At 51.0% G+C, this 19,906-nt stretch carries 19 protein-coding genes, 1 tRNA gene and 1 pseudogene; 10 read left to right on the top strand and 11 right to left on the bottom strand.

Annotation, left to right across the window (positions count from 1 at the left end; translation table 11 throughout):
* Nucleotides 1–90 precede the first annotated feature (90 nt).
* Together ftsH and rlmE are read right to left on the bottom strand one after the other, a co-directional pair.
* Nucleotides 91–2,043, bottom strand: a complete 1,953-nt coding sequence (gene ftsH / locus FDP13_RS13195; protein WP_027713122.1) for an ATP-dependent zinc metalloprotease FtsH — start codon at nucleotides 2,041–2,043, stop codon at nucleotides 91–93.
* Between the two features lie 47 nt (nucleotides 2,044–2,090).
* Nucleotides 2,091–2,720 carry a 23S rRNA (uridine(2552)-2'-O)-methyltransferase RlmE gene (rlmE, locus tag FDP13_RS13200; RefSeq protein ID WP_012771130.1) on the bottom strand — a complete coding sequence of 210 codons (630 nt, stop codon included), beginning with the start codon at nucleotides 2,718–2,720 and terminating at the stop codon, nucleotides 2,091–2,093.
* Between the two features lie 159 nt (nucleotides 2,721–2,879).
* Here rlmE and yhbY point away from each other — a divergent pair, with 159 nt between their 5' ends.
* On the top strand, nucleotides 2,880–3,173 hold the full coding sequence (yhbY, locus tag FDP13_RS13205) for a ribosome assembly RNA-binding protein YhbY (protein WP_012771131.1): 294 nt from the start codon (nucleotides 2,880–2,882) through the stop codon (nucleotides 3,171–3,173).
* 113 nt (nucleotides 3,174–3,286) lie between these two features.
* On the opposite strand, the gene greA is transcribed toward yhbY, so the two are convergent.
* On the bottom strand, nucleotides 3,287–3,763 hold the full coding sequence (gene greA, locus FDP13_RS13210) for a transcription elongation factor GreA (protein ID WP_143839616.1): 477 nt from the start codon (nucleotides 3,761–3,763) through the stop codon (nucleotides 3,287–3,289).
* Between the two features lie 265 nt (nucleotides 3,764–4,028).
* On the opposite strand from greA, the gene dacB reads away from it, so the two are divergent.
* Nucleotides 4,029–5,462 (top strand): serine-type D-Ala-D-Ala carboxypeptidase, encoded by a 1,434-nt coding sequence (gene dacB / locus FDP13_RS13215; RefSeq protein WP_143839617.1) that lies wholly within the window; start codon nucleotides 4,029–4,031, stop codon nucleotides 5,460–5,462.
* A gap of 101 nt (nucleotides 5,463–5,563) precedes the next feature.
* On the opposite strand, the gene cgtA is transcribed toward dacB, so the two are convergent.
* From cgtA to rplU, 4 genes are all read right to left on the bottom strand, one after another.
* Nucleotides 5,564–6,739, bottom strand: coding sequence for an Obg family GTPase CgtA (cgtA, locus tag FDP13_RS13220; RefSeq protein WP_033575765.1), 1,176 nt, complete (start codon nucleotides 6,737–6,739; stop codon nucleotides 5,564–5,566).
* A gap of 259 nt (nucleotides 6,740–6,998) precedes the next feature.
* Complete coding sequence (locus FDP13_RS13225; RefSeq protein ID WP_143839618.1) at nucleotides 6,999–7,943, bottom strand: DMT family transporter; 945 nt, start codon at nucleotides 7,941–7,943, stop codon at nucleotides 6,999–7,001.
* 101 nt (nucleotides 7,944–8,044) lie between these two features.
* Nucleotides 8,045–8,302, bottom strand: a complete 258-nt coding sequence (rpmA, locus tag FDP13_RS13230) for a 50S ribosomal protein L27 (protein WP_012771136.1) — start codon at nucleotides 8,300–8,302, stop codon at nucleotides 8,045–8,047.
* A gap of 19 nt (nucleotides 8,303–8,321) precedes the next feature.
* Nucleotides 8,322–8,633 (bottom strand): 50S ribosomal protein L21, encoded by a 312-nt coding sequence (gene rplU, locus FDP13_RS13235; RefSeq protein ID WP_012771137.1) that lies wholly within the window; start codon nucleotides 8,631–8,633, stop codon nucleotides 8,322–8,324.
* Nucleotides 8,634–8,892: 259 nt separating this feature from the next.
* Here rplU and ispB point away from each other — a divergent pair, with 259 nt between their 5' ends.
* Nucleotides 8,893–9,864, top strand: coding sequence for an octaprenyl diphosphate synthase (gene ispB, locus FDP13_RS13240; RefSeq protein ID WP_033575767.1), 972 nt, complete (start codon nucleotides 8,893–8,895; stop codon nucleotides 9,862–9,864).
* 1 nt (nucleotide 9,865) lies between these two features.
* On the opposite strand, the gene FDP13_RS13245 is transcribed toward ispB, so the two are convergent.
* Nucleotides 9,866–10,258 carry a DNA-binding protein gene (locus FDP13_RS13245; RefSeq protein ID WP_033581141.1) on the bottom strand — a complete coding sequence of 131 codons (393 nt, stop codon included), beginning with the start codon at nucleotides 10,256–10,258 and terminating at the stop codon, nucleotides 9,866–9,868.
* Nucleotides 10,259–10,480: 222 nt separating this feature from the next.
* On the bottom strand, nucleotides 10,481–10,867 hold the full coding sequence (locus FDP13_RS13250) for a DNA-binding protein (protein WP_012771140.1): 387 nt from the start codon (nucleotides 10,865–10,867) through the stop codon (nucleotides 10,481–10,483).
* A gap of 188 nt (nucleotides 10,868–11,055) precedes the next feature.
* Here FDP13_RS13250 and FDP13_RS13255 point away from each other — a divergent pair, with 188 nt between their 5' ends.
* Nucleotides 11,056–11,337, top strand: a complete 282-nt coding sequence (locus tag FDP13_RS13255; protein ID WP_027713127.1) for a helix-turn-helix transcriptional regulator — start codon at nucleotides 11,056–11,058, stop codon at nucleotides 11,335–11,337.
* 68 nt (nucleotides 11,338–11,405) lie between these two features.
* Here the strand turns inward: FDP13_RS13255 and mdh are convergent, their stop codons facing one another.
* The gene (gene mdh, locus FDP13_RS13260) at nucleotides 11,406–12,347 is read right to left on the bottom strand and encodes a malate dehydrogenase (protein WP_012771141.1); all 942 of its coding nucleotides are present in this window, start codon (nucleotides 12,345–12,347) and stop codon (nucleotides 11,406–11,408) included.
* 471 nt (nucleotides 12,348–12,818) lie between these two features.
* On the opposite strand from mdh, the gene argR reads away from it, so the two are divergent.
* Complete coding sequence (gene argR, locus FDP13_RS13265) at nucleotides 12,819–13,289, top strand: transcriptional regulator ArgR (RefSeq protein ID WP_012771142.1); 471 nt, start codon at nucleotides 12,819–12,821, stop codon at nucleotides 13,287–13,289.
* Nucleotides 13,290–13,341: 52 nt separating this feature from the next.
* On the opposite strand, the gene tsaD is transcribed toward argR, so the two are convergent.
* Nucleotides 13,342–14,355 (bottom strand): tRNA (adenosine(37)-N6)-threonylcarbamoyltransferase complex transferase subunit TsaD, encoded by a 1,014-nt coding sequence (gene tsaD / locus FDP13_RS13270; RefSeq protein WP_143839644.1) that lies wholly within the window; start codon nucleotides 14,353–14,355, stop codon nucleotides 13,342–13,344.
* A gap of 231 nt (nucleotides 14,356–14,586) precedes the next feature.
* Here tsaD and rpsU point away from each other — a divergent pair, with 231 nt between their 5' ends.
* From rpsU to FDP13_RS21995, 5 genes and pseudogenes are all read left to right on the top strand, one after another.
* Nucleotides 14,587–14,802, top strand: a complete 216-nt coding sequence (gene rpsU, locus FDP13_RS13275) for a 30S ribosomal protein S21 (protein ID WP_001144069.1) — start codon at nucleotides 14,587–14,589, stop codon at nucleotides 14,800–14,802.
* A 127-nt stretch (nucleotides 14,803–14,929) separates the two neighbouring features.
* Entirely contained in the window at nucleotides 14,930–16,684 is a 1,755-nt protein-coding gene (dnaG, locus tag FDP13_RS13280) for a DNA primase (protein WP_143839619.1), read from the top strand.
* A 156-nt stretch (nucleotides 16,685–16,840) separates the two neighbouring features.
* A complete protein-coding gene (gene rpoD / locus FDP13_RS13285) occupies nucleotides 16,841–18,676 on the top strand; it encodes an RNA polymerase sigma factor RpoD (RefSeq protein ID WP_012771145.1) in 1,836 nt (611 codons plus the stop codon).
* Between the two features lie 266 nt (nucleotides 18,677–18,942).
* Nucleotides 18,943–19,018: transfer RNA gene (locus tag FDP13_RS13290), tRNA-Ile, on the top strand.
* A gap of 285 nt (nucleotides 19,019–19,303) precedes the next feature.
* A pseudogene (locus FDP13_RS21995) lies at nucleotides 19,304–19,421 on the top strand (IS3 family transposase); the annotation flags it as partial.
* Nucleotides 19,422–19,906: the final 485 nt, after the last annotated feature.

Below are 19,906 nucleotides of genomic sequence, written 5' to 3' on the forward strand. Positions count from 1 at the left end.
GTTGTTCTCGCTTTTGGAGTAAAAAACCCCGGCAAGCCGGGGTTGGAAGGGATTATGCAGCCCATTGAGGCCGTCACAACAAGTGTTTCGTTACTTGTCGTTCAAAGGCCCAGGCATGGTATTGCCAGGCGTTGACGCATGAGGTTCATCTACCGCCGTCGGCGCTTTAGGCGCTCCGCCATTATCAGACGAAGACGAATTATTGCCTGGAGTCGGTTCTTCCCAGCCTGCCGGTGGGCGAACATCTTTACGTGACATCAAATCGTCAATTTGCGGCGCATCAATCGTTTCGTACTTCATCAGCGCGTCCTTCATTGAATGCAGAATGTCCATATTCGCCATCAGCAATTCACGAGCACGTTGATAGTTACGTTCGATCAGTGCTTTCACTTCCTGATCGATGATACGCGCGGTTTCATCCGACATATGTTTGGCTTTAGCAACAGAGCGGCCGAGGAATACTTCGCCTTCCTCTTCCGCATACAGCAATGGCCCCAGTTTTTCCGAGAAGCCCCACTGCGTCACCATGTTACGCGCAATCGACGTCGCCACTTTAATATCATTGGACGCGCCGGTAGAAACATGTTCCGACCCGTAGATGATCTCTTCGGCCAGACGACCACCGTACAGCGTAGAAATCTGGCTTTCCAATTTCTGACGGCTGGCGCTAATCGCATCCCCTTCAGGCAGGAAGAACGTCACACCCAAAGCACGGCCGCGCGGGATGATTGTCACCTTGTGCACCGGATCGTGTTCTGGCACCAGGCGGCCGATAATGGCATGGCCGGCCTCGTGATAAGCCGTAGACTCTTTCTGAGCTTCAGTCATCACCATAGAGCGGCGTTCCGCCCCCATCATGATTTTGTCCTTGGCCTTCTCGAATTCCACCATCGAGACGACGCGACGGTTGCCGCGAGCCGCAAACAATGCCGCCTCGTTCACCAGGTTAGCCAAATCCGCGCCGGAAAAGCCCGGCGTACCGCGCGCGATAACGGAAGCATCAATATCCGGCGACAGCGGTACGCGGCGCATATGAACTTTCAGAATCTGTTCACGACCACGTACATCCGGCAGACCGACCACTACCTGACGGTCAAAACGGCCTGGACGCAACAGTGCCGGGTCCAGCACGTCGGGACGGTTGGTCGCAGCAATTACGATGATACCTTCATTGCCCTCGAAACCATCCATTTCAACCAGCATCTGGTTCAACGTTTGTTCGCGCTCATCATGACCACCGCCCAAGCCAGCGCCACGCTGCCGACCCACGGCATCGATTTCATCGATAAAGATGATACAAGGCGCCGCTTTCTTGGCCTGTTCAAACATGTCTCGTACGCGAGATGCACCGACACCGACAAACATTTCCACAAAGTCGGAACCGGAAATGGTGAAAAACGGCACCTTGGCTTCACCTGCGATGGCCTTCGCCAGTAACGTTTTACCGGTCCCCGGCGGGCCAACCATCAGTACGCCTTTCGGAATTTTCCCGCCCAGCTTTTGAAAACGGCTTGGCTCACGCAGGTACTCAACCAGCTCGGCAACTTCTTCTTTGGCTTCATCACAGCCCGCCACATCGGCGAACGTGGTTTTGATCTGATCTTCGGTCAGCATCCGCGCCTTGCTTTTGCCGAAAGACATCGCGCCTTTGCCGCCCCCGCCCTGCATCTGGCGCATGAAGAAAATCCAGACGCCAATCAGCAACAGCATTGGGAACCAGGAAATGAAGATTGAAGCCAACAGGCTCGGCTCTTCCGGTGGCTCACCAACTACTTTTACATTTTTGGTCAGAAGGTTATCCAGCAGTTTAGGATCGTTGACAGGGATGTACGTGGTATAACGGCTGCTGTCTTTTTTGACAACATTGATCTCGCGCCCGTTGATGCGCGCCTCACGGACCTGATCCTGATTCACTTCAGTCAAAAAGGTTGAATAATCCACCCTACGGCCATTCGACTCGCTGGGCCCAAAGCTCTGGAATACGGACATCAACACGACTGCGATGACCAACCAGAGAATCAGGTTTTTCGCCATGTCACTCAAGGGATTAACCTCATATTACAACTGTGTTAAAAAATAGCGTCAGGGTACTACAGTTTGCGACCTGTCGCTACAATGTACACCTCACGGGACCGGGCTCGCGAGGCATCTGGCTTACGAATCTTTACCGTCGTAAACAAGGAGCGAATCTCGCGCAGATACTCATCGAAGCCCACTCCCTGAAATACTTTCACTACGAAACTGCCACCCGGCGCTAATATATCCCGACACATCTCCAGTGCAAGTTCGACCAGATACATGGCACGGGGAATATCCACCGCCGGCGTACCGCTCATGTTCGGGGCCATGTCGGACATAACCACCTGAACCTTGTCGTCTCCAACCCGTTCCAACAGGGCTTTGAGCACTAATTCATCACGAAAATCCCCTTGAAGGAAATCGACTCCGACAATAGGATCCATCGGTAAAATATCGCACGCGATAATGCGGCCTTTTCCACCAATCTGGCTGACGACATACTGAGACCACCCGCCAGGCGCCGCCCCCAGATCCACCACCGTCATGCCGGGCTTGAACAGCTTATCCGTCTGCTGTATCTCATCAAGTTTAAACCAAGCGCGCGAGCGAAGCCCTTTTTTCTGCGCCTGCTGTACATATTTATCGCTAAAGTGTTCCTGCAACCAGCGACTGGAACTTGCAGAACGCTTTTTGTTAGCCATCGATTTTCCAACTATGATTTTTTCTAACTACTGTTAATTAAGATGCCCACGACGGACAACACATCTCGACGACAGCCAATCAGTATAGCCGGATTGGTTATAATCATGAGATGGCGGTAGAATGGTCCGCTTTCAATCCTAACCTAAGCAAAAAAGACAATGAATCTGAGTAACAAACAAAAACAGCACCTGAAAGGCCTGGCCCATCCGTTAAAACCCGTCGTCATGCTGGGCAACAACGGCCTCACTGAAGGTGTGCTGGCTGAAATCGAACAAGCTCTGGAACATCACGAACTCATCAAGGTGAAAATCGCCACTGAAGATCGCGAAACCAAAGGGTTGATTGTCGATGCCATTCTGCGCGAAACCGGCGCCAGCAACGTTCAGGTGATCGGCCACACTCTGGTGCTCTATCGTGCGTCAAAAGAACGCAAGATTGTGTTGCCTCGTTAACATTTTCAGTTCAGGTTACCTTGTTTCACAGCAAGGTTCCATGACCCGCTGGTGAGAAAAAAGGCCGATATCGGCCTTTTTCCTTTCTTTACAATCCAGATTGCTCACGGAGATCAGAGGTATACAACCTTCAGAATTTCGTACTCGACCACGCCTCCCGGCGTACTGATCGTAACGACGTCATCTTCCTCTTTCCCGATCAAACCACGGGCAATCGGCGAATTAACAGAAATCAGGTTCTGCTTGAAGTCAGCCTCATCGTCACCCACGATACGGTAAGTTTGCTCTTCTTCCGTATCCAGGTTCATGACCGTCACCGTCGCACCAAAGATCACTCGACCATTGGCCGCCATTTTGGTGACATCGATGACCTGAGCATTAGACAGCTTGGCCTCAATTTCCTGAATCCGGCCTTCACAGAACCCTTGCTGCTCACGGGCCGCATGGTATTCCGCGTTTTCCTTCAAATCGCCATGTTCACGCGCCTCAGCGATCGCAGCGATAATTTCAGGCCGACGCACCGACTTCAGGAAGTCCAGCTCTTCGCGTAACTTTTCAGCACCACGCAACGTCATCGGAAATTGTTTCATATCGTCACTACCTCTAAAAAAATCCGTACGGCTCACGTTACCGTCATCCTGACGCGATAAAATCACCTGCGACGGAATGTTTCCATGCCAGTGCACCTGACAATTTAAACAAAAACTGCCTCGCCCGGAACATCACTTCCAGGCCAGACGCGTTTTTGCATTTTGATACGCATTTTACCCCAGAGTTCCAACAGGGTCATCGTTTACTTTATCCCTTGATGCGCCGTAGTATGACCACCACGTTACCCTGTACTTAATTGAGATTATGCGTTTTTTATCGACTCTGACCGGTTTTGCCTGTGCAGTTGCCTTACACGCCAACGCCGCCCCGATTGATGAGTACACCAAATATCTACCAGATGGAGCCAATCTGGCACTAGTGGTGCAAAAAATCGGCGCGTCTACTCCAACAGTTGATTACCACAGCCAACAAATGGCGCTCCCTGCCAGTACGCAGAAAGTCATCACGGCCCTGGCAGCATTGCTGCAATTGGGGCCGAATTACCGCTTTATTACGACGATGGAAAGCAACGGAAGCATCGCCGGCGGGGTATTACGCGGTAACCTGGCGATACGTTTCAGCGGCGATCCCTCGCTGAAACGCCAGCAGTTGCGTAACATGGTACAGGAACTGAAAAAGCGAGGAATCCGAGAAATCAGCGGTGACATCCTGATAGATACCTCCGTATTCGCCAGTCATGACAAAGCACCCGGTTGGCCCTGGAACGATATGACTCAGTGTTTCAGCGCACCGCCCGCCGCCGCGATTGTCGATAAAAACTGTTTTTCCATTTCGCTCTATAGTGCGCCTAAAGCCGGTGACAACGCCTTCATTCGTGTAGCGTCCTATTATCCGGTACACATGTTCAGCGAAGTCCGTACGTTGCCGAAAGGCTCGCCTGACGCCCAATATTGCGAACTGGACGTCGTGCCCGGTGAACTCAGCCGTTTCACCGTCACCGGTTGCCTGACGCAACGGGCTGAACCGCTGCCCCTGGCGTTTGCCATTCAGGATGGTGCCAGCTATGCCGGAGCCATCGTAAAAGACGAATTGCAACAGGCGGATATCCGAATCGCCGGCAGCCTACGGCGCCAGTCATTACCGAGCACCTCCGGCACGGTACTGGCGCAAACCGAATCGGAGCCGCTGCATGAACTGTTGACCACCATGCTAAAGAAATCGGACAACATGATTGCCGATACCGTTTTCCGCACCATCGGACATGAGCGTTTCAAGGTTCCCGGCACCTGGCGCGCCGGTGCTGATGCCGTACGCCAAATCCTGCGTCAGAAAGCGGGAATCGATCTGGGCAACACCATCATTGTTGATGGCTCTGGGCTGTCCAGGCACAACTTGATCGCTCCCGCAACCATGATGCAGGTTCTGCAATACATTGCCCAACACGATAATGAATTGAATTACATAAAGATGTTGCCGCTGGCTGGCTATGACGGCACCTTACGCTATCGTGCAGGCCTGCACGAAGCAGGACTGGATGGCAAGGTCTCAGCCAAAACCGGTGCGTTACAAGGAGTGTATAATCTGGCTGGATTCATCACTACCGCCAGTGGTCAGCGCATGGCTTTCGTGCAATATCTTTCCGGCTACGCCGTGCCGCCGGAAGATCAAAAGGAACGGCGAATTCCGTTAGTCCGTTTTGAAAGCCGTGTTTACAAAGATATCTACCAGAACAACTAATCGGACAATAAAAAAATCCCTTATCTGCCAAAGCAGATAAGGGAAACATGTACAACTAACAAGCAAACTTTTCGACTATCGGCCGGATAACCGATGCAAGATCAACGCTGATAAACAATTTCGACGCCTTCGTCGTCATCTTCATCCCAATCGTCATCCCACTCTTCTTCGGCTTCGGCCTGTACGGCTTCCAACTGCTCCCGGTGGTAGTCATCCCACATAAAGTCCACTTTTTCAGGCGCTTTGTTCTCTACTTCGGCCAACGCTTTCGGCTGAGTATTGAGGAAATTCATGACATCCCAGCACAGGGCGTTCACCCCTTCACGGTTGGCTGCCGAAATTAGATAATATTTGCCTTCCCAACCCAGCGCGGCGGCAATTGCCTTCGCACGTTTTTCAGCCTCGCCTTTCTCCAGCAGGTCGACTTTGTTGAATACCAGCCAGCGAGGTTTCTCCGCCAGAGACGCGCTGTATTGCTGCAATTCATTGACGATCACTTTGGCGTTTTCGATCGGATCGGATTCATCGATCGGCGCCAGATCGATCAGGTGCAGCAGCACGCGACAACGTTCCAGATGTTTCAGGAAACGGATCCCGAGCCCTGCACCTTCGGATGCGCCTTCAATCAATCCTGGAATGTCCGCCACGACAAAGCTTTTCTCGCTGTCCATACGTACGACGCCCAGGCTCGGCACCAGCGTAGTAAACGGATAATCCGCTACCTTCGGCTTAGCTGCGGATACCGCGCGGATAAAGGTCGATTTCCCGGCATTCGGCAACCCTAACATGCCTACATCCGCCAGCAGCAGCAACTCCAGCAGCAACTCGCGTTCTTCGCCCGGCGTACCGTTGGTTTTCTGCCGCGGCGCACGATTCACAGAGGATTTGAAACGGGTATTACCCAACCCGTGCCATCCGCCTTTAGCGACCATCAGTTTCTGCTGATTACGGGTCATATCACCCAGCACTTCGCCGGTGCTTTTATCCAGTATACGCGTACCGACCGGCACTTTAATGGTGATATCTTTACCGCGTTTGCCGGTGCAATCACGACTTTGACCATTCTGCCCACGTTCGGCACGGAAGCTTTTCTCAAAACGATAGTCAATCAGGGTATTGAGGTTTTCATCCGCCAGCAGGTAGACATCACCACCATCGCCGCCGTCGCCACCATCAGGCCCACCGTTGGGAATATATTTTTCACGACGGAAGCTGACACAGCCGTTGCCACCGTCACCCGCCACAACCAGAATGGTGGCTTCATCTACAAACTTCATGAACTATCTCCGCAAAAAACCAATAGAGAATGACCGACGCGTTTGAATAATTTATTGGTTCTCTTTGGCTCAACGAATTGGATTGATGACAGATAACCACAGTATGTCACCTGCCACTGAAAAACCGACGCATCAGAACCGTTTCGATAAAAGGGCGCTGATTGTACCTGCTTGGCGAAAGGATTTCACCTGTATTAAAAATAATCAGGCCCTCTCTGTGCTTTTCCCCGCCTTCCAACCATACCTGGCGTCTGCTGTTTTATACCTGTGGATATTTGCTGCGTTTTGCTGCGATTAATCGATGTCCAATCGCAGCAAACATCGCCCCCGCTACGACTATGAAGGACCCGGCATATCCCAATAAATTCAGCGATGGTGCAGCAAATAGCGATGGCCAGGCTAATGACAGCAAATCAGAGAAGAACAGCGTAAACAACGGCGTCAGCGTAATAATGGTACTCACCTGCGCAGCTTGCCAGCGGGCCATCGCTTCCGCCAATGCGCCGTAGCCAACCAGCGTATTCGCACCGCAAAACAGCAAACAGGCCAACTGCCAGCCGGTCAGTTGAAACACGACCTCAGGTTTAGCCAGCGGCGTAATAAACAACACGCAAAGCGTGTATAACAGAAACAGTAATTGTTGTGAGGTGAGTCGGCGCAACAATACCTTTTGTGCTACGCCATAAGCCACCCATACGGTGGATGCCGCCACACCCAGCAAAATCCCGAAGGTGTAATCCGTCAGACGAGTAAAAAGCTCTACCAGGCTGCTATTGAAAAACATCAATAACCCACAGATAAGCACTACGGCACCGATTACCTGATTGAGTCGCATCTTCTCTTTGAGAATAACGACACTGGCAACCATCAACCCTACCGTCGACAACTGCCCGATTACCTGTGACGCCGTAGGACTAAGGTATTGTAACGAGGAACTGAACAGCACGAAATTACCCAATAACCCACCGGTCGCTACCAGCAACAGGATCCACCAACGCTGGTGATCGAACATCTTTGGCTTTGGCAGCGCGCCTTTGCTGTACAAAAAAATGCCCAACCCGGCGGACGCGATCAAAAAGCGATACCAGACGATGGTATAAGGCTCCATCGCTACCAGAACCTGTTTCATCGCGATTGGCAGCGCTCCCCAGCATATGGCGGTGGTCAGCGCCAGACAAAACCCGATGCCAGCATTCTGTTTCATCCCTTCACCCGTTCTTTTTATTGATTTTTATCGTGCAGTCTAAATGTAAAAAGCCCCGCAACAAGTTGCAGGGCTTTATGATTCAACCTGATACCGAAAAATTACTCAGCGACGATGCTGATATATTTACGGTTGTTCGGGCCTTTTACTTCGAATTTAACTTTACCGTCAGACAGTGCAAACAGGGTGTGGTCTTTACCGCAACCTACGTTGCTGCCTGCGTGGAATTTGGTGCCACGCTGACGAACGATGATGCTGCCAGCCAGAACCGATTCACCGCCAAAGCGTTTTACACCAAGACGTTTACTTTCTGAGTCACGGCCGTTACGAGTAGAACCGCCAGCTTTTTTGTGTGCCATTAATCCGCTCTCCTAAAACTTAAGCGCTGATGCCGGTGATTTTCACGTCAGTGAACCACTGACGGTGGCCAGCCTGCTTACGGTAGTGTTTACGGCGACGAAACTTAACGATTTTAACTTTCTCGCCACGGCCGTGAGCAACAACTTCAGCCTTGATTTTGCCGCCTTCGACGAAAGGAACGCCGATTTTGACATCTTCACCATTGGCAACCATCAGAACCTGGTCAAACTCAACAGCTTCACCGGTTGCGATGTCCAGCTTTTCCAAGCGAACGGTCTGGCCTTCGCTTACTCGGTGTTGTTTACCACCACTTTGGAAAACTGCGTACATATAAAACTCCGCTTTCCGCGTGCTTCTTTGAATGATGTGAAGCGCGCTATAAATATTCACAATAGGGCGCGAATTCTACGCAAAAAACCTACTGATGACAAGCGCAGAATCAATCAATGTGAAGAAAAAGGATACAACCTATGAACTGCCGTTTATCTACGCCGTTTTTCAAGTACAATCAGGCCTAACGTTCCCTTTTCCGTGCCGACACCATCAGTATTTTTACGGCAGAAACAGAAGCAATCAGCTGGCAGAAACAATGAACTTAGAGCAAATCACAGCGTTAAGCGCACAGGATATGGCCGCCGTCAACCAGACCATACTGGATCAGCTCAACTCCGATGTTGTCCTGATCAATCAGTTGGGAAATTACATCATCGGCGGCGGCGGCAAGCGTATTCGCCCGATGATCGCGGTATTGGCCGCCAGAGCGCTGAGCTACCAGGGTGACAAACACATTACCGTTGCCGCGCTGATTGAATTTATCCACACCGCCACGCTCCTTCACGACGATGTCGTCGACGAAAGCGACATGCGCCGGGGAAAAGCCACGGCGAATGCCGCTTTCGGCAATGCCGCCAGCGTGTTGGTCGGCGACTTTATTTATACCCGCGCCTTTCAGATGATGACCAGCCTGGCTTCGCTGCGCGTTATGTCCGTTATGTCTGACGCCGTTAACGTTATCGCGGAAGGCGAAGTGCTCCAGCTCATGAACTGCAACGATCCGGACATTACCGAAGACAGTTACATGCGGGTGATTTACAGCAAAACGGCCCGTTTATTCGAAGCGGCGGCACAGGCTTCAGCCATTCTGTCGGATGCCAGCAGCGAGCAAGAACTGGCACTGCAGGAGTACGGTCGTTATCTCGGTACCGCTTTCCAACTGATTGACGATTTGCTCGACTACAGCGCCGACGGCAAAACGCTGGGTAAAAATACCGGGGATGACTTGAACGAAGGCAAACCCACGTTACCATTGCTACATGCCATGCACCACGGCAACGAAGAACAGCGCATCATGATCCGTCAGGCGATTGAACAGGGTAACGGCCGGCACTTGCTGGAACCGGTGTTGGCTGCCATGCAGTCCTGCGGCTCCCTTGTCTATACACGACAGAGAGCCGAGGAAGAAGCCGATAAAGCCATCACCGCCATTCAGTGCCTGCCGGCCAGCGATTTCCGCACCGCGCTGGAGGGGTTGGCTCATCTCGCGGTGCAGCGCGACTTCTAAGTCACTCTTCTTTAATACCGTAGTCCTGATTTTTATATTCCCGCGGCCCGTTTTCCAGACGGGCCAGCATACCCATCGCACCTTCACGCAGAATATGCCCAATCAGCCGGGTGCGTTCTTCCACCGAAAGCTGGTGATAAATCTGTATCCAGGTGCTCTCCTGAACATTTGTCGGGGTGACCACAGCATAATCGGGAGATGTTTCCCGCATCAGCGTCGTTTTTACTTCTTCCGGCAGGCTCCAGATAGCGTACTCAACGCCTTTACCCTGAACACCTTTGCGACGTCGCCTTTCCCAGCCATGATCCTTGGCCTTTTTATTCAGCCCCTGACGAGATTTCGGCAACCCTGCCACCCCTAACAATTCATTGGTTGTAAACCAGGTCTTTTCCATCATCATTCTCCCTTTCATCTCTTTCCTGATACGAATACATAATCAGATGACAAAAACATCGATTACGTTTCCACATAATAGACTAATTTTATTCAAACCACTAACGCAATAGTGTTAAAAGCCGAATTAATTAGGCGCAGGAAAGCCTTACAGGAAGAAATCTGACGGAGAAAAAGAGGAAAGCCATTCCACAAAAAGACAATCGGGAATGGCCTGGGGTAATTAATCAGAAAAATCTTTTATCAAAGTCACGCTTGCCGGATTGGCAAGACCCAGTTGCTTCAACGTGGAAGACACGCCTTCGCGCATGATATACGCAATCAGTTTTTCCCGTTCAGGAACAGATAACTGATGGTAAATCTGGATCCAGACTGACAACATGTCTGACGGCTTTGCCGAATATTCACCTGACGTTTCCTGCATCAGCAGTGTTTGCTGAACAGACTGAGGCAAGCTATGGATAGAATATTCTACCCCCCTTCCTTGTACACCTTTACGGCGACGCTTTTCCCAACCATCTTCTCGGGCTCGCTTATTCAATCCTTGCCGTGATTTAGGGAGTCCGCCAATACCAACCAATTCGCTGGTCGCAAACCACTCTTTTTTCATGTCCTTTTCATCCCGATAGTGATACTCGTTACCTATTCAGATCCATTTGGAAATTAATTTGGAAATATTAAGGAATATGGTGCTATATTATTTCCAAATAATGGCTTGTGGTTAGCGAAACCATTCACCATGAGCCGTTAGTTATACCATTAATACGCTGTCGTCTTAATAGCAATAAGGGAAGGATTATGAATTCAAGGAAAAATGACTGGCATTCCGCTGATATTATCGCGGCATTGAGAAAGAAAGGGACAACGCTTGCTGCCGTATCGCGCCGTGCCGGGTTGAGCTCTTCCACGCTGGCCAATGCCTTATCACGCCCATGGCCAAAGGGAGAGTGGTTAATCGCCGACGCTCTAGGCATTCATCCATCGGAAATCTGGCCCAGCCGCTATTACGATCCGGAAACACAAGAATTACTCGATCGCAAACGACTGATTCGGCCACCCTCTGATTCGCAACCCGAATAATACTTCCGAAAAAAAGGCCGGAGAATAAACTCCGGCCTCACCTACAGTGTGTTATTACACAATAGTGATTATTTCTTGTTAACGAACTCTTCGCCCAGCGCAATATCCTGTTTCAGGGTATCCAACATGCTCACCAGAGCCTGCTGTTCAAACGCGCTCAACGCACCAATATCTTTATGCTCGGCGATACCGTTTTTACCCAGCAGCAGCGGCTGTGCAAAGAAGCGGGCATGTTTACCATCGCCTTCAACATAAGCACACTCAACCACACCGCTTTCGCCCTGCAGAGCACGAACCAGCGACAAGCCAAAACGTGCGGCCGCCTGCCCCATGGAAAGGGTTGCTGACCCGCCACCGGCTTTCGCCTCCACAACCTCAGTACCTGCGTTTTGAATACGTTTGGTCAGGTCTGCGACTTCTTGTTCAGTGAAGCTCACACCCGGAATCCGGGACAACAACGGCAGAATAGTAACGCCAGAGTGGCCGCCAATAACCGGCACTTCGATCTCCTGCGGCTGCTTACCTTTCAGTTCAGCAACAAAGGTATTCGAGCGGATAATGTCCAGCGTCGTCACGCCAAACAATTTGTTTTTGTCATAGACCCCAGCCTGTTTCAGCACTTCGGCGGCAATCGCTACCGTGGTATTGACCGGGTTGGTGATAATACCGATACAAGCTTTAGGACAGGTACTGGCAATCTGAGAAACCAGATTACGCACAATGCCCGCGTTAACGTTAAACAAATCGGAACGGTCCATACCCGGCTTACGGGCAACACCGGCAGACATCAACACAATATCCGCACCTTCCAGAGCTGGAGTTGCATCTTCGCCACTAAAACCTTTGATTTTCACGTCGGTAGGAATGTGGCTCAAGTCGACAGCTACACCCGGTGTAACGGGAGCGATATCATAAAGAGAGAGCTCTGAACCTGAAGGAAGCTGGGTTTTGAGGAGAAGAGCAAGGGCTTGACCAATACCACCTGCGGCTCCGAGAACTGCAACTTTCATCCTAAACTCCTTATTATGTTAAGTAAAATTACCGTGGATTCGTTTAGTTAAAAACGTTTTTGCTCGCGAGATAAGCCAGGCACCAAACCTGCTTTCAGAAGGGCACTACATAGGTCCGCTGCGATAACGCACTATGTAATTAATAATAAACTAACAATCTGCCTGATATCTGAAAGATAATTAAAGTAACAGGCGATTGTGGCGTGCCCCGATATAAGCCCACGACTGATTAACGGGTATGTTACATTACACCTGCAAGCAGCCTCCAAACAACATCATTTTGATAACATTTATTTTACTTTTATGTGATGAAGGACACACTTTTCAATACCCCGATAAAGTATTGCCGCCACAAATTTTTTGTCTGATGCATGAAGCCAATAATTCGGTTTTATACGCGCCCATATTGCATAAAAATTCATTTAAATGCATAATCCAGGTATATTTCACTTTTCCCGAATACGGTGCAGAATGCGTAACTCCACTAAACAAGAAGACCTGGTTAAGGCGTTCAAAGCGCTGTTAAAAGAAGAGAAGTTCAGTTCTCAGAGCGAAATTGTGCAAGCGTTGCAGGATGATGGTTTTGACAACATCAACCAGTCCAAAGTATCCCGTATGTTGACCAAGTTTGGCGCAGTACGCACCCGCAACGCGAAAATGGAAATGGTGTATTGCCTGCCGGCGGAGTTAGGCGTCCCCACGACTACCAGCCCGCTAAAAAATCTGGTGCTGGACGTAGACTACAACGATGCCGTGGTCGTTATTCATACCAGCCCCGGTGCGGCGCAATTGATCGCACGCCTGTTGGACTCGCTGGGTAAATCGGAAGGCATTCTCGGCACCATCGCCGGTGATGATACGATTTTTACCACACCAGCGAGGGGGTTCAGCGTCAAGCAATTGTATGAAGCCATACTGGTATTATTTGAACAGGAACTCTGATCTGACTTGCGCCCCGAGAGCATTCGGGGCGAAATGGAACAGAGTCAACGCATCATAATGCGGGCAACTCGGCCAGCGGCCAGCGTGGCCGCACGGTGATACCGAGCGCCTCTGTAACCCCTTGGCTAAACCGAACCGCCCCTGCATACGCAATCATCGCGCCATTATCGGTGCAGAACTCAGGACGCGCATAGAACACCTCGCCGCCTCGTTTTGCCATGATCTCCGCCAGCCGGTGGCGCAATGTCCGGTTGGCGCTCACACCGCCGGCCATGACCAACCGGCTAAAACCAGTTTCGTCCAACGCACGTCGACATTTGATGGCCAGCGTATCGACCACGGCATCTTCAAACGCTCGCGCAATATCCGCCTGAGTCTGCGCATCGTTGCCATTTTCACGAATAGTATTGGCTGCAAACGTCTTCAGCCCTGAGAAACTAAAATCCAGCCCCGGTCGATCGGTCATCGGTCGAGGAAAGACAAAACGGTCGGGGCGACCATTCTGGGCCATTCTCGATAGCAATGGCCCCCCAGGGTAATCCAGTCCCAGCAATTTAGCGGTTTTATCAAACGCCTCACCGGCGGCATCATCAATGGATTCCCCCAGCAATCGGTATTGACCAATCCCGGTAACGCTGATCAACTGCGTATGGCCACCGGATACCAGTAATGCGACGAACGGGAAAGCAGGCGGATTATCTTCCAGCATCGGCGCTAACAGATGACCTTCCATATGATGAACCGGTATGGCCGGCACATTCCAGGCAAACGCCAGCGAACGCCCGACCGTAGCACCAACCAGTAATGCCCCTACCAGCCCAGGCCCCGCCGTGTAGGCGATCCCGTCAATATCCCCTTGCTGCAAGCCGGCCTCTTTTAACGCCGCCTGAATCAACGGCACGGTCTTGCGAACATGATCGCGGGACGCCAGTTCTGGCACCACGCCGCCATAATCAGCATGTAGTTTCACCTGGCTGTAAAGCTGATTCGCCAGCAGCCCGGCCTGCGTGTCATAAATCGCGATCCCGGTTTCATCACAGGATGTTTCAATACCCAATACGCGCATTGCTGTTTTCACTCTCGGTTACATTGACTTACCGCGGCCTGCCCAGCCGCTTGATTCAGGCGGAGCACAGTCTACCATAAGCTCGCCCGCAGACGAGCGGCCCCGCATCGCACGTTTTATGATCGCTGATGGACTTTACAAAGGCGCCCCGGTTGCAGTAGAATTCCGCACCATTTTGAAAAGGCTGGCACAAGGCCAGCGACAAACCGAATTTACTGAGGTGAGAGGCACATGCCGGTAATTAAAGTACGTGAAAACGAGCCGTTCGACGTCGCTCTGCGTCGTTTCAAGCGTTCCTGCGAAAAAGCAGGTGTTTTGGCTGAAGTTCGTCGTCGTGAGTTCTATGAAAAACCGACTACCGAACGTAAGCGCGCTAAAGCTTCCGCAGTGAAACGTCACGCGAAGAAGCTGGCTCGAGAAAACGCACGCCGCACTCGTCTGTATTAATTTTTTGGGGGTTATCCTCCACCGCGTGATTAATCCGCAGACTTAGCAGTTGCATACGAAGGCCGTGCATTTCCGAAAGGAATGCGCGGCTTATTGTCGTTTATAAACGTATATAGATAAGGGGCTTATGGCTGGACGTATTCCCCGCGTATTTATTAATGACCTGCTAGCCCGTACCGACATCGTTGACCTGATCGATGCGCGCGTAAAATTAAAAAAGCAGGGCAAAAATTACCACGCGTGTTGCCCGTTCCACCACGAGAAGACCCCTTCGTTCACCGTTAACGGTGACAAGCAGTTTTACCATTGCTTTGGTTGCGGCGCCCACGGCAACGCAATTGATTTCCTGATGAATTATGATCGTCTGGAATTCGTTGAGAGCATTGAAGAACTGGCTGCAATGCACGGACTGGATGTTCCTTACGAAGCCGGCACCGGTCCGACTCAGCTCGAACGCCACCAGCGGCAAAGTTTATACGAGCTGATGGAACAATTAAGCGCTTTTTACCAACATACCTTGAAGCAACCCGCAGGCGCTCCTGCCAGAGAGTATCTGGCCAGACGTGGTCTGAGTGATGAAATCATCCAACAGTTCGCTATCGGATGTACATTGCCTGGGTGGGATAATGTATTAAAGCGTTTCGGTCGCAGCAGCGAAAACCAAACCACGCTGACCGATGCCGGCATGTTGGTGACGAATGAGAATGGTCGTACCTATGATCGTTTTCGCGACCGGGTCATGTTCCCCATCCGCGATAAGCGCGGGCGGGTGATTGCGTTCGGTGGCCGGGTCATGGGTGACGGCACCCCAAAGTACCTGAACTCGCCGGAAACCGAGATTTTTCATAAAGGTCGGCAATTATACGGCCTGTACGAAGCGCAACAGAAAAATCCGGAATTGAAGCGACTGCTGGTAGTCGAAGGGTATATGGATGTGGTGGCGCTGGCTCAGTTCGGCATCAATTACGCTGTCGCATCGCTGGGAACATCAACAACAGCGGATCATATTCAGTTGCTGTTCCGCGCCACCGATCAGGTGGTGTGCTGTTACGACGGTGACCGTGCCGGACGTGATGCGGCCTGGCGCGCGCTGGAAACCGCGCTACCCTATCTTGATGACGGCAGGCAACTGCGTTTTATGTTCCTGCCTGATGGCGAAGACCCGGATACGCTGGTTCGTCAGGAAGGTAAAGCGGCTTTCGAGCAACGAATCGAGCAGGCGATGCCGTTATCAGCCTTTTTATTCGATTCGCTGTTACAACAGGTAGATATGAGTACCCCGGATGGGCGCACCAAGCTGAGCACGCTGGCGTTACCCCTTATTGGTCAAGTCCCGGGCGAAACGTTGCGCTTATACTTACGTCAACAACTCGGCCATAAGCTGGGGCTGTTGGATGACAGCCAGTTGGATCGTTTGTTACCGAAGACAGCGGAACAAACATCGCATTACCAGCCGCCGCGGCTAAAAGTCACAACTATGCGTATACTGATAGGACTTTTAGTACAAAATCCGAGGCTATCCGCCGAGGTGCCGGAGCTGGCGCTGGACGGTGTGGAAGAGAACAAAATTGCAGGGCTGGAGCTTTTTTTAACGCTGGTAAAAACCTGCAATGAAAGCCCAGGCATGAACATGGGACTGCTGCTGGAGAAATATCGCGAAAGTAAATATCGCAAGCAGCTTGAAACCCTGGCCGCCTGGGACCATATGATTGAAGAAGAAGAGCTCGAAGAAAAATTTCGCATCAGCCTGGCAGAGCTCTATGACCAGTTGCTACAGCAACGGATGGATACACTCATTGCTCGTGAAAGAACACATGGGCTGAGCATGAATGAGCGCAAAGAGTTGTGGTCGCTGCAACTGGCGCTGACACGAAAAAACTGATTTCCTGCGGCTTAATTGCCGATAAACAGTAGGGTTGAGCCCTACAGCGTGCCGCTACAGGGGCTGCGGCGATAAGAAAAATACCCCTAATGTTATTGTTAGCGATTTACGCTGACCGACACCAACCCCAATATTCTGAAGTGTGGATACCGTCTTATGGAGCAAAACCCGCAGTCACAGCTCAAGCTACTTGTCACCCGTGGTAAGGAGCAAGGCTACCTGACCTATGCTGAGGTCAATGACCATCTGCCGGAAGATATCATCGACTCCGATCAGATCGAAGACATCATCCAGATGATTAACGACATGGGCATCCAGGTGATGGAAGAAGCACCGGATGCCGATGATCTCATGCTGGCTGAAAATACTGCCGATGAAGACGCTGCTGAAGCAGCGGCTCAGGTATTATCCAGCGTCGAATCTGAGATTGGCCGTACGACCGATCCGGTTCGTATGTACATGCGTGAAATGGGCACCGTCGAACTGCTGACCCGTGAAGGGGAAATCGATATCGCCAAGCGAATCGAAGACGGTATCAATCAGGTTCAGTGCTCTGTTGCCGAATACCCGGAAGCGATCACCTATCTGTTGGAACAATACGATCGCGTTGAAGCCGGAGAAAGCCGCCTGTCCGATCTGATAACAGGCTTTGTCGATCCGAACGCCGAAGAGGATTTGGCACCGAATGTCGCTCCTGAAAACGCCGAACTGGCCGATGACGGCATCGACGATGACGACGACGAAAACGAAGAAGACGAAGACGATACCGACGATGACAACAGCATCGACCCGGAGCTGGCGCGTCAGAAATTCACCGAACTGCGCGATCAGTACGAAGCGACCCGCGTCAGCATCAAGGCGCATGGCCGTAGCCACCCGTCGGCGATCGAAGAAATCAACAAACTGTCTGAGGTATTCAAGCAGTTCCGTCTGGTGCCCAAACAGTTCGACCTGCTGGTAAATAACATGCGTTCCATGATGGATCGCGTGCGTACACAGGAACGCCAGATCATGAAGCTGTGCGTTGAACTGTGCAAAATGCCGAAGAAAAACTTTGTAACGTTGTTTACCGGCAACGAAACCAACAGCAAGTGGTTCGAAGCGGCGCTTTCCATGGGTAAACCTTGGTGTGAAAAGCTGCGCGAAGTTGAAGATGACGTACATCGTAGCCTGCAAAAACTGCAGCAGATCGAAGAAGAAACCGGTCTGACTATCGAGCAGGTGAAGGATATCAACCGCCGCATGTCCATCGGTGAGGCCAAAGCTCGCCGCGCCAAGAAAGAGATGGTGGAAGCGAACCTGCGTCTGGTGATTTCCATCGCCAAGAAATACACCAACCGCGGTCTACAGTTCCTCGATCTGATTCAGGAAGGCAACATCGGCCTGATGAAGGCGGTAGACAAATTCGAATACCGCCGGGGTTACAAATTTTCTACCTATGCCACCTGGTGGATCCGTCAGGCGATTACCCGCTCTATCGCGGATCAGGCGCGCACCATCCGTATTCCGGTGCACATGATTGAGACGATTAACAAACTCAATCGTATTTCCCGCCAGATGCTGCAGGAAATGGGCCGTGAGCCGACGCCGGAAGAGCTGGCCGAGCGTATGCTGATGCCGGAAGATAAGATCCGTAAAGTCTTGAAGATCGCCAAAGAGCCGATCTCGATGGAAACCCCGATCGGTGATGATGAAGATTCGCATCTGGGTGATTTCATCGAAGATACCACGCTGGAGCTGCCGCTGGATTCCGCTACTTCAGAAAGCCTGCGCTCCGCCACCCACGACGTACTGGCTGGCCTGACCGCCCGTGAAGCCAAAGTACTGCGTATGCGTTTTGGTATCGACATGAATACCGACCACACACTGGAAGAAGTCGGCAAACAGTTCGACGTTACCCGTGAGCGTATTCGTCAGATCGAAGCGAAAGCACTGCGTAAATTGCGCCATCCGAGCCGCTCTGAAGTACTGCGCAGTTTCCTGGATGACTGATAGATAAGATTTATTACTTAAATGATGCAACCCCCGGTTTCGACTGGGGGTTTTTATTTAAACCACATTAGCGCCGCCTTCTCACGTCCGCCAGGCAAAAGCGTTACCCTACACAGTGTGGTCATGCGCCGATGCCTACAGACTCCCACCAAACCCCGCATGAATTCTTAATAATAACAATCTACTGTAGAGTGAATACAAAACGACCATACGGTCGCCAGGCTATAGACCCGACTAGCCGGATTACCTATAATTAACCCCCGCTTGGCCCCTTAGCTCAGTGGTTAGAGCAGGCGACTCATAATCGCTTGGTCGTTGGTTCAAACCCAACAGGGGCCACCAAATAAAACAAGGAGTTACGTTAAAAACGCGACTCCTTTATTTTTTCGGGGATATGCAGGGGATATTTTGCAGCGGTAATCACTGTGGTTATTGGCTGTTTTATGCTCACTTCATAGCCTCACTGCCCTCCTACCCTGGAGACTGTAAGAATAAGCAGTGCTGACCCCCCCACTGATTAAATAGCCAATTCACTTCTTGAAAACGTATATAAGCACAATGCCCGCGTGTGTTATCAACCTACAAAGGCCATTTCCCGCACCTGTAACGCTCACAGCGTTACCATTTGTATATAAAACCCACGAGCTGGCCCGCGCTGATATATTCGATTACATTGAAATGTTATATAACCACCCCGGCACCACAGTCACCTGGCCCAGAAGCCTTCGAGCAAGCCCCGTCATGAGAACCGACTTTGTCTACTGACATGGGTCAGTCCAAATGACATTTCTGCTCAGCACTAATATTGAAACAACTCTTGGTAAAAAATTTACATCTGCCGTTTTTTACAGAGTAAGCAATAACTCGTTTTCTGTTGGTGCACATGCTCAGATGGATGACAGGGGCGAATGAGCAAATTAAACAGTTGCTGACCTGCTACCTGTTGATTGACACATCCCAACATTAGAATGCATGCAACAAATTTCTTATCCCGTTCTAATGCGTTGACCATCAGTAATATACTGATAATATAGAAAATTCATTAAAAACCTTTGGCACTAGTGCCGATATTTCTCTACCAGAACGCTCGCATCAGGATTCTGTAGGCATATATAATACGTAACAACGCAGTATTTCTGGTCAACACCCTGCCTCGATAATATAGTCCTGACTCAGGCAAGCCATTACAATGACGCATTTAGGCCGGAAATCACAACGAGAGATGTTCAG

It is taken from the genome of Dickeya sp. ws52, from assembly GCF_007210685.1.
Classification (GTDB): Bacteria; Pseudomonadota; Gammaproteobacteria; order Enterobacterales; family Enterobacteriaceae; genus Dickeya; species Dickeya chrysanthemi.

What these genes read in the sequence shown, in the direction of transcription:
- rlmE (WP_012771130.1), bottom strand. Translation starts at nt 2,720, where the DNA reads ATGGCTAACAAAAAGCGTTCTGCAAGTTCCAGTCGCTGGTTGCAGGAA.
- yhbY (WP_012771131.1), top strand. Translation starts at nt 2,880, where the DNA reads ATGAATCTGAGTAACAAACAAAAACAGCACCTGAAAGGCCTGGCCCAT.
- greA (WP_143839616.1), bottom strand. Translation starts at nt 3,763, where the DNA reads ATGAAACAATTTCCGATGACGTTGCGTGGTGCTGAAAAGTTACGCGAA.
- dacB (WP_143839617.1), top strand. Translation starts at nt 4,029, where the DNA reads ATGCGTTTTTTATCGACTCTGACCGGTTTTGCCTGTGCAGTTGCCTTA.
- cgtA (WP_033575765.1), bottom strand. Translation starts at nt 6,739, where the DNA reads ATGAAGTTTGTAGATGAAGCCACCATTCTGGTTGTGGCGGGTGACGGT.
- FDP13_RS13225 (WP_143839618.1), bottom strand. Translation starts at nt 7,943, where the DNA reads ATGAAACAGAATGCTGGCATCGGGTTTTGTCTGGCGCTGACCACCGCC.
- rpmA (WP_012771136.1), bottom strand. Translation starts at nt 8,302, where the DNA reads ATGGCACACAAAAAAGCTGGCGGTTCTACTCGTAACGGCCGTGACTCA.
- rplU (WP_012771137.1), bottom strand. Translation starts at nt 8,633, where the DNA reads ATGTACGCAGTTTTCCAAAGTGGTGGTAAACAACACCGAGTAAGCGAA.
- ispB (WP_033575767.1), top strand. Translation starts at nt 8,893, where the DNA reads ATGAACTTAGAGCAAATCACAGCGTTAAGCGCACAGGATATGGCCGCC.
- FDP13_RS13245 (WP_033581141.1), bottom strand. Translation starts at nt 10,258, where the DNA reads ATGGAAAAGACCTGGTTTACAACCAATGAATTGTTAGGGGTGGCAGGG.
- FDP13_RS13250 (WP_012771140.1), bottom strand. Translation starts at nt 10,867, where the DNA reads ATGAAAAAAGAGTGGTTTGCGACCAGCGAATTGGTTGGTATTGGCGGA.
- FDP13_RS13255 (WP_027713127.1), top strand. Translation starts at nt 11,056, where the DNA reads ATGAATTCAAGGAAAAATGACTGGCATTCCGCTGATATTATCGCGGCA.
- mdh (WP_012771141.1), bottom strand. Translation starts at nt 12,347, where the DNA reads ATGAAAGTTGCAGTTCTCGGAGCCGCAGGTGGTATTGGTCAAGCCCTT.
- argR (WP_012771142.1), top strand. Translation starts at nt 12,819, where the DNA reads ATGCGTAACTCCACTAAACAAGAAGACCTGGTTAAGGCGTTCAAAGCG.
- tsaD (WP_143839644.1), bottom strand. Translation starts at nt 14,355, where the DNA reads ATGCGCGTATTGGGTATTGAAACATCCTGTGATGAAACCGGGATCGCG.
- rpsU (WP_001144069.1), top strand. Translation starts at nt 14,587, where the DNA reads ATGCCGGTAATTAAAGTACGTGAAAACGAGCCGTTCGACGTCGCTCTG.
- dnaG (WP_143839619.1), top strand. Translation starts at nt 14,930, where the DNA reads ATGGCTGGACGTATTCCCCGCGTATTTATTAATGACCTGCTAGCCCGT.
- rpoD (WP_012771145.1), top strand. Translation starts at nt 16,841, where the DNA reads ATGGAGCAAAACCCGCAGTCACAGCTCAAGCTACTTGTCACCCGTGGT.